Annotated in this window: 9 protein-coding genes; 1 reads left to right on the top strand and 8 read right to left on the bottom strand. The window is 45.8% G+C overall.

Annotation, left to right across the window (positions count from 1 at the left end):
* Positions 1-28: 28 nt before the first annotated feature.
* From glnA to tyrS, 7 genes are all read right to left on the bottom strand, one after another.
* On the bottom strand, positions 29-1,369 hold the full coding sequence (glnA, locus tag AAV90_RS07080; protein WP_046497074.1) for a type I glutamate--ammonia ligase: 1,341 nt from the start codon (positions 1,367-1,369) through the stop codon (positions 29-31).
* A 24-nt stretch (positions 1,370-1,393) separates the two neighbouring features.
* The gene (locus AAV90_RS07075; RefSeq protein WP_052729652.1) at positions 1,394-1,969 is read right to left on the bottom strand and encodes an ANTAR domain-containing response regulator; all 576 of its coding nucleotides are present in this window, start codon (positions 1,967-1,969) and stop codon (positions 1,394-1,396) included.
* A gap of 267 nt (positions 1,970-2,236) precedes the next feature.
* Positions 2,237-4,081 (bottom strand): asparagine synthase (glutamine-hydrolyzing), encoded by a 1,845-nt coding sequence (gene asnB, locus AAV90_RS07070; RefSeq protein ID WP_046497069.1) that lies wholly within the window; start codon positions 4,079-4,081, stop codon positions 2,237-2,239.
* Between the two features lie 129 nt (positions 4,082-4,210).
* On the bottom strand, positions 4,211-5,566 hold the full coding sequence (locus tag AAV90_RS07065) for an ammonium transporter (RefSeq protein WP_046497067.1): 1,356 nt from the start codon (positions 5,564-5,566) through the stop codon (positions 4,211-4,213).
* A 287-nt stretch (positions 5,567-5,853) separates the two neighbouring features.
* Positions 5,854-6,192, bottom strand: coding sequence for a P-II family nitrogen regulator (locus AAV90_RS07060; protein WP_046497065.1), 339 nt, complete (start codon positions 6,190-6,192; stop codon positions 5,854-5,856).
* A 154-nt stretch (positions 6,193-6,346) separates the two neighbouring features.
* Complete coding sequence (gene carA, locus AAV90_RS07055) at positions 6,347-7,429, bottom strand: glutamine-hydrolyzing carbamoyl-phosphate synthase small subunit (RefSeq protein WP_046497062.1); 1,083 nt, start codon at positions 7,427-7,429, stop codon at positions 6,347-6,349.
* 221 nt (positions 7,430-7,650) lie between these two features.
* Positions 7,651-8,901, bottom strand: coding sequence for a tyrosine--tRNA ligase (tyrS, locus tag AAV90_RS07050; RefSeq protein WP_046497060.1), 1,251 nt, complete (start codon positions 8,899-8,901; stop codon positions 7,651-7,653).
* A gap of 328 nt (positions 8,902-9,229) precedes the next feature.
* On the opposite strand from tyrS, the gene AAV90_RS07045 reads away from it, so the two are divergent.
* Positions 9,230-11,647 carry a transglycosylase domain-containing protein gene (locus tag AAV90_RS07045; protein ID WP_046497058.1) on the top strand — a complete coding sequence of 806 codons (2,418 nt, stop codon included), beginning with the start codon at positions 9,230-9,232 and terminating at the stop codon, positions 11,645-11,647.
* 272 nt (positions 11,648-11,919) lie between these two features.
* On the opposite strand, the gene cysK is transcribed toward AAV90_RS07045, so the two are convergent.
* Complete coding sequence (cysK, locus tag AAV90_RS07040; RefSeq protein ID WP_046497056.1) at positions 11,920-12,876, bottom strand: cysteine synthase A; 957 nt, start codon at positions 12,874-12,876, stop codon at positions 11,920-11,922.
* Between the last annotated feature and the right edge of the window lie 270 nt (positions 12,877-13,146).

The raw sequence follows: 13,146 nt of genomic DNA, 5'->3' as shown, positions 1-13,146 counted from the left end.
TTCCCTCCTTCTGTAAATTTATCCCAGGCTAGAATAACCGTAAGTATTCATTGATTTCCCAGGGGTGCACTTCCAGCCGGTAGCGTTCCCATTCAGCTTTCTTGGTGGCTAAAAAGTGACTGAGGATGTGTTCGCCCAGGGCATCCTTAATAACCTCATCTTTTTCCAGCTCAGCCAGGGCTTCCAGAAGGGAGCCAGGTAGGCTGGCAATACCTGCCCGGTCGCGTTCCTGCTGGGTCATGTGATATATATTGGCATCTACCGGAGCCGGTGGCTCAATCTGGTTTTTTACCCCGTCAAGTCCGGCGGCAAGCATAACGGCCATCGCCAGGTAAGGATTGCAGGTGGGGTCGGGATGACGAACCTCTATACGGGTGGATAAGCCGCGTTTGGCCGGAACCCGGATCAAACAGCTGCGATTTTTTTCCGACCAGGCAATGTATACCGGTGCCTCATAACCGGGCACCAGACGTTTGTAAGAATTGATGGTCGGATTAGTGATGGCCGTTAACGCCCGGGCATGCTTCATGATTCCGCCCATATACCAGCGGGCTAAATCGCTAAGTTGGTATGGTTTATCGGGTGCATAGAAAACATTTTCCCCCTGCAGGTTAAAAAGGGACTGATGGGTATGCATCCCGGAACCGTTAATACCGGCAATTGGTTTAGCCATAAAGGTAGCATGCAGCCCGTGACGCTCGGCTATGGAACGTACAACCAGTTTGTAGGTCTGGATATCATCGGCAATCTTGTCCACCGGCCCGTATTTGAAATCGATTTCATGCTGTCCGGGTGCTACTTCATGATGAGAGGCTTCAATCTCAAAGCCCATGTCTTCAAGTGTACATACCATATCCCGACGAGCGTCTTCACCTAAATCAACCGGGGCCAGATCAAAATAACCGGCCATATCCTGGGTATTTAAAGCTGGATGCCCTTGTTCATCGACCAGGAAGAGAAAAAACTCACCCTCAGGCCCGGCATTCATAACAAATCCCATATCGGCTGCTTCCTTGATAATCCTCTTAAGATTAGTGCGTGGATCACCAATAAAAGGGGCATGGTTGGGATGCGGGGTATAGACATCGCATATCAGGCGAGCTACGGCACCATTGCTGGGACGCCATGGGAAAATCGTGAATGTATCGGGATCAGGAACCAGGTACATATCGGACTCTTCAATCTCGGTAAATCCGGATATGGAAGATCCGTCAAACATCAATTCTCCGTCCAGGGCCTTATCCAATTGGCTTACCGGAATAGCTACATTTTTCAAAATCCCGCCTATATCTGTAAATTGAAGTCTAATAAAGCGAACCCCATTGTCTCTAACCTTTTCCATAACTTCAAGTTTTTTGTCTTTAATCATATGATATTCTCCTCCCCAAATTTATTAATTAGAATCGATTGGCTTTATTTTCTGCTCCTGGTTAATAATCTCGGTCGCAATCTGTCTTAGGGTAGAGCCTGAGTTCATGGCTTCCCTTTGGATAAAATGATGGGCTTCGTTTTCACTGAGTTTTAGCTTGTCGATTAAGATTCCTTTGGCTCTATCCAAGAGTTTGCGAGTTTTGAGCTTTTCTTCCAGGGTTCTAATCTGCTCCTGCATCGCCAGTTCTCTTTGCCAGTGCCAGAGAGCAGCTTCAACCGCAGGTATCAAGGTATTGTAATATATAGGCCGTATAAGATAATGGAAGCTTTTGGTTGCGGGAAACATCTCACCGTCAACCAATAATAATACCGCGGCTAAATGATCCTCACTGATAATAGATGCTGTTTTTAAGCCCTTGCCGCCGTCCAGATTGTTATCCACAATAACCAGGTCGCAGTCAAGTGAGCGGGTTCGCCTGAACGCATGACTCATGTTGTTGCTTTCGGCTATTACGTGGTGACCGGCCCGAACTAAAGAATCGTTGAGAAATTTTTTTTCCGGAACCGAAGCACTGGCTATAATAATCTTCCCACCCAAAAGCATCACCTCCTTGTTGCTATACTGCCCGCCAATAACAGTCCGTGTTTCGGCTCCTGGTTTTAGGCACAAAAAAGCGCCTTAAGATAAAGTTCATCCGGATCAGTGCCGCAACTTCAACCTAAGGACGCCTATGTCCCGTTTCCCAATATCGAATTTTAAAACACAGCTTACGTTGGCTACGAGTTCATTCTACCGCCCTTCTTTTCGCTTAACAAGTAGTTGCGCTCAGGAATATTGTATACCTGAAAAAATACTAAGATTACCTCACTTAATCTGCACCCGATATTTATCCAGCCAGCTGTTTAACAGGATCAAATAAGCTAAATACTGGGCTTCGCCCATTAATTGCCCAAACCAGGGCTGGGGCATGATTGGTCGTGAAGAGGTTAATCTCTCCTTTACTGCGGCAGGATGAATAAGGTTTAAGAGCGGAGCGGAGGGTTTATTTAATATATCGTTAACGAATTCCCGCATAAGCATCAGATAATCGGGATTATGGGTTTTGGGATAAGGGCTTTTCGGACGTGCCAGAACTTTTTCAGGCAGCAAACCTATCACGGCTTGCCGAAACAAGCCCTTGGGCATATTGTTGCAGGTTTTTATTTCCCAGGGAACATTCCACACATACTCCAAAAGCCGATGATCACTAAAGGGTACCCTTACTTCAAGTCCGCAGGCCATACTCATACGATCCTTGCGCTCCAGCAGGGTAGGCATGAAGCGAGTAATATTAAGATAAAACATCCGCCGTATTCGTGCGGCTGCTTTATCTTCTCCAACCAGACCAGGCATTTCCGCAACCGCTTCCCGATAGCGATCAGCCAGGTACTCACGCGGCTTAATCAAAGCTATAATCTCTGGAGACAGCATTTGGATTCTCTCCTCCATCATCCGTATCCAAGGAAAGCTGTCCTGGGACAACGTCTGCTGATTAAAAAACCAGGGGTAACCGCCGAAGATTTCATCAGCACATTCCCCTGATAGAGCAACTGTAACTTGTTTTTTTATCTGGACACAAAACAGGTAGAGAGAAGCATCAATATCTGCCATACCCGGCAGATCATTGGCATACAGGGCATTTTCCAATGCCCTGGCAAGTTCAAGGTTGTCAATTTTAATATTATTATGTTTAGTTTGAAGATAGTCGGCAACGGTTCCTACCCAGGCGGCGTCAGCATCGGGTTGAAACGCATTAGGGCGAAAGTGATCCTCATTACCCAGATAATCAACCGAAAAAGTATTAAGAACCCGGCCGGTCTGCCGAAATTCCTGGGCGGCCACCGCTGTAATCGCGCTGGAGTCCAGCCCCCCGGATAAGAGCGTACCAACCGGAACGTCGGCAACCAATTGCCGCCTAACGCTGTCTATAAATAATTCTCGGACGGTGGCAACCGTTTTAGCCAAATCGTCTTCATGGGGGTGACTGTCTAATTCCCAATAGCGTTGTATCCGCAAACCAGAGCGGTTAAAAAACAGGCAATGACCCGGTTTTAACTCCTTAATACCGCAAAATATTCCTTGACCGGGTGTCCGGGAAGGCCCCATAACCAGCAGTTCAGCCAACCCTTCACTATCAATATAAGGATGAACCGCTGGATGAACCAGCAAAGCTTTTAATTCGGAAGCAAAAAGCAGGCCCTGACCGGACTGGGTATAAAACAGAGGTTTTACCCCCAAGCGGTCACGTGCCATAAACAGACTTTGCGACTCTTCATCCCAGATAGCAAAGGCAAAAATTCCATTTAATTTATCCACACATGCCGGGCCCCAATACATGTATGCCAGTAACAAAATTTCCGTATCAGAATTATTACTTTGAAAGGTACATCCATAGGCATTTAGTTCCCGGCGCAGGTCGGCTGTGTTGTATAACTCTCCGTTATAGACGATTGTATATACGTTTCCGGCTCGCTCCCGGCTCATGGGCTGCCGTCCGCCTGCCGGGTCTACAACGATCAGGCGACGATGCCCTAAAGCGGCATGAGGGAAGATCTTTAATTCTTCTGCATCTGGCCCCCGATGTGCCAGGCTGCGGGTCATGGCCTGCACTATTTGTACCTCTCCGGTCAAATTCTTTTCCCAGTCTATCCAGCCGCTGATTCCGCACATATATTACCACTCTCCTCAAAAAATAAGCACCGGGGGACTTAAGCCCCGGCGCCATTGCCTACCAAATAATATGATAAAATAATATAATTGTTACTGGTAATTTTATGTCTGAATCAGTGCCGAAACTGTTTACACAGCCCCTAGACTTAATGTATTCTGCCCTTCCTCGGAATAACCATAGGCGCTTTCGCCATGTAATGAAACATCCAAACCGGTTTCTTCTTCTTCGGCAGTAACCCGCAGATCTGTAAACAGACCGATAGCCTTAAGGATGAGGTAGGTCATTAAACCGGCAAAGACATACGTAGCCAGGACTGCCACCGCTTGAACCTGGATCAGATGTGTATTGCCATAAATCAAGCCGTTTACACCGGCCGGATTTAAGGCCTGACTGGCAAAAACACCTGTAGCCAGGGCGCCAAAAGTGCCGCCCACGCCATGAATACCAAAGACATCTAAAGAATCATCATAGCCCAGCTTTTCTTTTACCCGACTGACGGCCAGATAGCATAAAGGTCCTACCAAAAGGCCCATAATAACTGATGAGAGCGGGCTGACAAAACCGGCCGCCGGAGTTATGGCGACCAATCCCGCCACCGCACCACTGACAGCACCAAAGACTGTAGGCTTGCCGTGGTCAATCCACTCGGCAGCTACCCAGGAAAGCGCGCCTGCAGCCGCACAGGTGTTGGTGACTAAGAAAGCCAAGCCGGCCAAACCGTTGGCTCCTAAAGCACTGCCGGCATTGAATCCGAACCAGCCGAACCAGAGTAATGCTGCTCCCAGTACGGTCAGAGGGAGGCTATGCGGCAATATGGCTTCGCGTTCCCTACCATGTCGCCTGCCTAGAACCAGAGCCGCTACCAGCCCCGACACACCGGAACTAATATGCACTACCGTACCACCTGCAAAGTCCAAAGCTCCCAGTTTGGTCAGCCAGCCGCCTCCCCATACCCAGTGGGCCAGGGGATCGTAAACCAATGTCGTCCATAACAGGACAAATACTACAAAAACTGAAAATTTCATGCGTTCGGCAAAGGCACCGCTGATTAAGCTGGCCGTAATAATAGCAAACATTAACTGAAAGGCCACAAAAACTTGATGGGGTATGGTAGTACCAAAATCAGCGCTGGGGGTTAATCCGATGCCTTGCAATCCCAAAAATTCCAGCCCTCCTATCAAACTGGCCTGGTCAGAACCAAATGACAGGGTATACCCCAGCAAGACCCATTGGACTGACACCAGAGCCATTACAGCGATGCACTGCATCATTATGCTTAAAACATTCTTTTTTCTGACCATACCGCCATAAAAAAGGGCCAGGCCAGGAGTCATTAACAGAACCAGAGCAGCACATATTATAATAAAAGCGGTATCGCCCGTGTCGGCCGCAGCTTTTTCGGCTGCTTGCACCGGTATCCCCGGCATGGTTATAATTGCCCAGGTAAGTCCACTCAGCACCAGGCTTTTTAATGCGGTTTTCATAATAATTCCTCCTCACAGATTATCAAGCTACCGATTATCGCATAAAATTACTGTCTTTAGTTAGTTGGAAAAGCAAAAAAGGCGTCACGGAAATCCCAGATTCTCCGTGAGCGCCTTTGCTCTTTAATTATGGGGCTTGGTACTGTTGATTTAACTTCCCTTGAAAGGGTCAGGATAATAGTATAAACCTTGCGCCCTGATTCTTAAACCTTTACAAACGCCCCGCCATTATTTATAAAGCAGATTATAAAAACCCCTCTACCTACTTCACCTCGCTTAGATCATCTTTACAGAGCATCATCGCCTCGTTCGCCGCTGCTGATACGAATAATATCTTCCAGCGGATAGATAAAGATCTTTCCATCACCAATCTGTCCGCTGGAACAAACCTTAAGGATAACTTCAATAATCCTTTCCACCCAGTGGTCGCGGCAAATAATCTCGACCTTGACTTTCGGAAACAGATCCAAAGACACCTCCTGGCCACGATAGTATTGCTTGATGTCTTTCTGCAAGCCCCGGCCCATAACGTTATAGACAGTCATTCCCCGCACTTCCAGATCACTTAGTTCCTTTTTCAATTCCTCCAGCTTGGCAGGACGGATAATGGCTTCTATTTTCTTCATTACCAACACCTCCTTACTCGCTAAATAACACCCCATATATAAAACAAAAGGCACTTTATCTTCCGGCAGCGGCGGAATATAAAGCACCTTTGCTCTATCAATAAATATTGGATTATATTTTTTTTATACCATTGATGTTTCGGCCTACCTTATTTTAGGCGATCATAGCCATAAAATCGTCAAAAAGATAAGCGGTATCTTCCGGGCCGGGCGCTGCTTCAGGATGGAACTGCACCGACATCAAAGCCAGTTCTTTATGAATAATTCCCTCTACACTACGGTCGTTCAGATTGATAAAACTTAGCTTAAGGCCCGGAATACACAGGGATTTTTCATCAACTGCATAGCCATGGTTTTGCGAGGTAATAAAAACACGCCCGGTTTGCATATCTTTGACGGGATGATTGCCTCCCCGGTGACCAAAAGGCATCTTATAGGTTTTTCCCCCTAAAGCCAACGTCAGCAGCTGATGTCCCAGGCATATTCCAAAAATCGGCATACGACCGATCAATTCAGCAATAGTCTGAATGGCGTAAGGACAATCAAGCGGGTCACCGGGCCCGTTGGAAAGCACTACCCCATCCGGATTAAAAGCCAGGATCTCCCGGGCACTCACAGATGCCGGAACGATGAATATCTCACAACCTTGTTTAAGCAAGGCTGTAACAATACTCTTTTTAACTCCGAAGTCGATCAGGACAAGGCGTTTGCCTCCAGCTCCTAACCGCGTTACAGCTTTGCGGCTCACCTGCATGACGTATCCCTGTGGTGGAGGCTGCAGGGCTAAACGTGCCGCCTGCAAAAGTTCTTCTTTATTATCAAGGGAATCAACTAAGATCCCCCCCATAGTACCGCGGGTTCTTATCATTTTGGTCAAAGCCCGGGTATCAACCCCGGTCAAGCAAGGGATATGATGATAATGCAGATATTCTTCCAGGGTGATCTCCTGCTGATAATGACCGTAGTCGGCACCCGGGCAAATTTCCCGGGTAATCAGGGCTCTTAAGCAAGGGTGGTCTGATTCTAGATTATTGGCGTTAATTCCATAATTTCCTATAAGCGGAAAGGTCATCACCACAATCTGACCCGCATAGGACGGATCACTAATAACCTGGTCATACCCTACCATACTGGTATTAAAAACAACCTCTCCTCGAGTTTGATAAGTATTGTCCAGCAAAATCCCGCCAAACACTGCTTCGTTCTCCAAAACCAGGTATCCCCTCTGCTTTGCCATCCTTATACCTCCCCTAAGTCGTCTACTGCATAAAAAAACGTTCTCGCCCGCATATGAATCAATATGCGCCGAGAACGCCTTTGTCCTCAAATAATATCATCATTAAATCTTTAATGATTATAGCATGACAGAACCAAAATACAATAGGCTGCCTAAGTTTATACAGTATACCTGTTCCAGGGGACATTTAATATGTACACCGTTTGTTTATCCTGATAAAGTTACAGCAAGACTTTAATAAACCTGCGTTTACCCACCTGCAGAACCATACCATCTTCCAGTACGATGTTTTCAGCGCTGACTTTTTCGCCGTTTATTTTAACTCCGCCCTGCTTGATCATACGTTTGCCATCACTGGTGGAATCAACCAACCTGTTTTCGCTTAAGAATTTGGGCAACCATACTTCCCTTTCATTTACCTTTAATTCGGGGATATCATCCGGGATATCACGGTTGGAAAAGACCAGTTGAAATTTATCCCGGGCGGCGACTGCTTCTGCCTCACTATGGTACATAGTGATTAATTCCATAGCTAATCTGATCTTCGCATCACGGGGATTTAAGCTGCCACCTTCCATTTCGGTTTGCATGGTCTTGATTTCATCCATAGACACGCGGGTAAGCAGTTCGAAATAACGCACGATCATTTCATCAGGAATGGACATGGTCTTGCCAAACATTTCATAGGGTTCGTCACTAACCCCGATATAATTACCCAGACTCTTGCTCATTTTCTGAACACCGTCAGTGCCTTCCAGGATAGGCATCGTCAAGGCAATCTGCGGCTCCTGTCCGTATTCTTTTAAGAGTTGGCGTCCTACCAGAAGGTTAAACTTCTGATCAGTTCCTCCCATTTCCACATCAGCTTCTAATACTACCGAATCATATCCCTGCATTAATGGGTACATAAACTCATGTATTCCAATCGGCAGCCCTTCCTTGTAACGTTTTTCGAAATCATCGCGTTCCATCATCCGAGCAACCGTATGTTTAGCCGCCAGGGTCAAAACATCGGCAAGCTGCATGGGCATAAGCCATTTACTGTTAAAATGAATGACGGTCTTTTCCCGATCGAGAACCTTATAGATCTGTTCCTGATATGTGCGGGCGTTAAACATAACTTCTTCTTCAGTAAGCTGTTTGCGGGTTTCAGATTTTCCGCTGGGGTCACCGATTCTGCCGGTAAAATCACCGATTATCAGGTGTACCTCATGGCCCAGATCCTGAAACTGGCGCAATTTATTCAAAACAACGGTATGCCCCAGATGAATATCAGGTGCGGTTGGGTCTAGTCCCAGCTTTATACGTAAAGGCTTGTCCGTTGATATTGATTTGCCTAACTTTTGTATCAGTTCTTCGCGAGGAATAATTTCCGCCACACCCCGCTCAATTAATTCCATTTGTCTCATGACCTGTGTTTTAATACTATTATCCAAAACGATAACCTCCTTACCATTACAGCATAATAGCATATTCAGTCATTCTATTGCAATCTTATCCAAGTCTTAAGACCTGACAATAATTACTGGATAGACGTATTAATTTTTACCGGCAGCAAAATTGTCATTTTTTTGGTTTTTTGTAATAGAATATCAATAGCGGTACTGGTTGATTTTAAAAAAGACTAAAAAACCAGGTTTTTCTGTTCGCGGGCAATTTTAGATTATATTTATATTTATTGAAATACTAAACTATGTAATAATTAGGGTTAGCAAACTGTGTAAACCTGCGCATATAGCAATTATTGAACCAATATTTATTGTACAAGTACAATTAATTATTTACGGAAGGATTATTATTATGGAGAGAGAACAAAAACCGGATAGTAAACCCGCCCAAATCAAAAAGGAACGCAAAGGGTGGCAAATTCTAATTTCGGTAATTGCCCTGGTGGTTCTGGGCTCATTAGTTGGCACTCTGGCCTTCGTGGCCGCGGATTTGCCAGCCTGGAGTGAAGAGCAGTTAACCGGAGCTAATGCGACCCTGCTTTTTGATGACGAGGGACAGGTTTTTTACCGCCTGCATGCCGAAGAGGATAGAACCGCAATTACCTTGGACAAGGTTCCTGATGATCTTATCCAAGCTTTTATTGCTACTGAAGATCAGGCTTTTTATGAACACCACGGAATAAACTTCAAAGGCATTGCCCGGGCAGTAATATCCAATATCCAAACCCGGGATCTGACTGGTCAGGGCGCCAGTACCATCACCCAACAACTGGCCCGCAATGCTTTCCTTAGTTCTGATAAAACCTGGTATAGAAAAGCCCGGGAAGCCCTGCTGGCTTTTAGACTTGAAGCAAACTACTCCAAAGACGAAATTTTAGGACTATATCTTAACAAGATCTATTTCGGAGCAGGCGCCTATGGCGTCCAGGCTGCCGCCAATACGTATTTTGGCAAGGATATCAGTGGTTTGACCCTGCCCGAATCAGCCCTGTTGGCAGGACTCGTACAAAGCCCAAGTACCTACGACCCCTTTTTGAATTTTGACGCTGCCAAAGCGCGGCAGAAGATTGTTTTAAACAGCATGGTCAAATGTAATTTTATCAGCCAGGCCCAGGCTGACGAGGCCTGGGCTGAGCAGATTCATCTGGTCAAGGGACAAAACAGTATTGAACGCTACGGTTTTTTTGTTGATGCCGTGATTGAGGAAGCCTTGCAAAAACTCAAACAAAATGGTATCGAAAACCCTGATTATGCCATTTACCGCAACGGTCTTAAGATCTATACAACGATGGATGCTGATCTGCAGCTCCACGGGGAAGAATACTTCAAAGATCCAGCCAAATTCCCCAGTGAAACTAAGGAGGGGCAACCCATACAGGTAGGCATGGCGGTTATCGATCACAGCAGCGGTGAAGTAAAAGCTATTATGGGTGGAAGGGAATATAAGCAGCAGCGTGGATTTAACCGGGCTACTCAAGCCTACCGGCAACCCGGTTCCACCATAAAGCCTCTTACGGTTTATGTGCCGGCTTTGGAAAAAGGCATTATGCCTTACACGGTTTTAGATGATTCCCCGATTTCATATAAAGTCGGCAACGAGGTATGGTCACCCCAGAACTACGATTATACCTTCCGGGGTTTGATTCCCATGCGTACGGCAGTACAGTGGTCGGTTAACACCTATGCGGTGCAATTGCTGGACAAAATCGGCGTACGCAGCGGCTTTGACTGCGGAAAATCATTAGGTTTGCCTTTAATTGATACACCTGGTAAAAATGATTTAGGACTGGCACCTTTGTCTCTCGGAGGTTTGACTAAAGGAGTAACCCCCCTACAGATGGCATCTGCCTATGGCAGTATAGGCAATGGCGGTATATATATCAAAGGTCATTTTATAACGAAGATCGTAGACAACAAAGGTCTGACGGTTTATGAGTACAAACCGGCTTTCAGCAGGGCAATGAGCAAGGAAACAGCCTGGTTGATGACCAATATGCTGCAAACCGTAGTAAGCTCCGGAACCGGAACAAACGCCCGTGTACCAGGTGTGCCTACGGCAGGTAAAACAGGAACTTCAGAAGAAAACCGGGACTGTTGGTTCTGTGGTTTTACACCCACCTATTGCGGTGCGGTCTGGATGGGTTATGATGCTCACTATACTATGAATAATCAATACGGGGGAAACTACCCGGCCAAACTGCTAAGATCTATGCTGGAAAAAGCGCATACCGGGAAAAAAACAGCAAGCTGGTCAAAACCTGCCAACATTATAAGCGTTAGTGTCTGTTCGAAATCCGGCCTGCTTCCTTCAGGAAGCTGCCCGGAGGATCAGATTATAACGGAATATTGCGTAAAACAGCATACACCCAAAAACACCTGCCCTTCACACAGGACTATCGTAATCTGTAAGGAATCCGGCAAGCTGGCCGGGAAATTCTGTCCGCATACAGAGGTATTATCAGTGGTGCAGGTGGGATCCAACAGTGCTGAACAATCCAAAATACCAACTGAAAAATGTGATATTCACACTGACTTTAATGTACCGGGCCTGTTTAAAAATACGGTAAAGGTGTGCCGGGATCCGATTCACAAAGGCAAGCTATATCGGGCCAATATTCCCAATGCCAGCCAAACAGGCGGCTGCCCCGCCGACCATATTGAAGAAATAATAGTTCCACCCGGTGAAAGACTGCCCTTCTGCCCGTTGGAAGAACATCAGGTTAAGAAGCAAAAACCCGGTGACATCGTGGAGCAGATTTTAAACAATTAGCGGGAATATAGAAGCTGATAACCGGATTTAATGAATTTACGCGGTTATTAAGGACACTGCCGGACACTGTAATTTTATTAATTTTATTATTTGCCAGAAAAACCTGAGCTTCCCAACGTGTTGGGGCGCAAAACACTCAACCCGCCACTTGATTTGACGCCCCGCAAGAGACAGCTTCTTGCGGGGCACATATTTCATTCTTTAGTATTTACCTTTTCCGTTATGGAGTGCCGGGCCAAATCAGTATATCTCGCGCTATTTTCAAACAGATACTAACAAATAGATTCAAATAAGCCTGAATCTTGGAATAGCTGGGTCGATAAATATCTTTCTCCGCTATCGGGTAACAAGACAACGATATTTTTACCTCTGTTCTCTCTCCGCCGGGCTAACCGAGAGGCCGCAAAAGCTGCGGCTCCTGAAGATATACCCACCAGCAATCCTTCGGTCGCAGCTAGCTGACGAGCCGTTGTAAAAGCCTCTTCATTCTTAACCTGGAAGATTTCATCTATAATCGAAGTGTTTAATATTTCCGGTATGAATCCGGCTCCAATTCCCTGTATTTTATGAGACCCGGGGTTACCACCGGAAATGACCGGTGAATCAAAGGGCTCGACCGCGACAATCTGTATGTTGGGGTTTCTTGTTTTTAATACTTCGCCTACGCCGGTTATGGTGCCGCCTGTACCTACTCCTCCTACAAAGATATCCACCTTACCATCGGTATCCCTCCAGATTTCCTTGGCTGTAGTTTGCCGGTGAATTTCAGGGTTAGCCGGATTCACAAACTGCTGCGGAATATACGAATTTTCTATCTGCGCAGCCAGTTCTTCGGCCTTTTTAATAGCCCCTTTCATCCCTTCAACACCTGGAGTCAATACCAGTTCAGCTCCCAGAGCACCGAGCAGGCTTCTTCTTTCCACACTCATGGTGTCCGGCATAGTCAGTATTAAACGATACCTTTTGGCAGCCGCCACGAAAGCCAGACCAATACCAGTATTTCCGCTGGTGGGTTCAATGATCACGGTATCCGGTTTGATAAATCCCTGTTTTTCCCCGTCTACGATCATTGCCAGGCTGATCCTATCCTTGACACTACCAGCCGGGTTAAAATACTCCAATTTCGCAATCAATGTCGCTTCCAATTCATTAATTCGATTGTAGTTACTCAGTTCAAGCAAAGGGGTGTTCCCAACTAAATCCGTTAAATACTTAGCAACCTTAGACATACTATCGCCTCCATCACCTTAATTCTGCCAGCTATCTCCTAGTAATTCTATATGTTTTATTGGTTATTTTAATCCCGTGTTTTTTATTTGTCAAAGTTTTCTAGCTTTTGATTTGAAAACGATGATCAATTACTCTGCGTTAGTCTTAAAAAATTTGAGCATAAATTAATAATTAATCTTGCTACTTTGAATAAATTGTTTTATAATCCCTATAAAATTACTGTAGTATTGTTAACGCTTTGAAATTGATGGGACGGCTAATATTGATTA

This window comes from Syntrophomonas zehnderi OL-4, from assembly GCF_000983115.1.
In the GTDB taxonomy this organism is placed as follows: domain Bacteria; phylum Bacillota; class Syntrophomonadia; order Syntrophomonadales; family Syntrophomonadaceae; genus Syntrophomonas_B; species Syntrophomonas_B zehnderi.
The sequence above is the reverse complement of the archived record's forward strand: the minus strand, read 5'-3'. Positions and strand labels throughout refer to the sequence as shown.

What these genes read in the sequence shown, in the direction of transcription:
- glnA (WP_046497074.1), bottom strand. Translation starts at nt 1,369, where the DNA reads ATGATTAAAGACAAAAAACTTGAAGTTATGGAAAAGGTTAGAGACAAT.
- asnB (WP_046497069.1), bottom strand. Translation starts at nt 4,081, where the DNA reads ATGTGCGGAATCAGCGGCTGGATAGACTGGGAAAAGAATTTGACCGGA.
- AAV90_RS07065 (WP_046497067.1), bottom strand. Translation starts at nt 5,566, where the DNA reads ATGAAAACCGCATTAAAAAGCCTGGTGCTGAGTGGACTTACCTGGGCA.
- AAV90_RS07060 (WP_046497065.1), bottom strand. Translation starts at nt 6,192, where the DNA reads ATGAAGAAAATAGAAGCCATTATCCGTCCTGCCAAGCTGGAGGAATTG.
- carA (WP_046497062.1), bottom strand. Translation starts at nt 7,429, where the DNA reads ATGGCAAAGCAGAGGGGATACCTGGTTTTGGAGAACGAAGCAGTGTTT.
- tyrS (WP_046497060.1), bottom strand. Translation starts at nt 8,901, where the DNA reads ATGCTATTATGCTGTAATGGTAAGGAGGTTATCGTTTTGGATAATAGT.
- AAV90_RS07045 (WP_046497058.1), top strand. Translation starts at nt 9,230, where the DNA reads ATGGAGAGAGAACAAAAACCGGATAGTAAACCCGCCCAAATCAAAAAG.
- cysK (WP_046497056.1), bottom strand. Translation starts at nt 12,876, where the DNA reads ATGTCTAAGGTTGCTAAGTATTTAACGGATTTAGTTGGGAACACCCCT.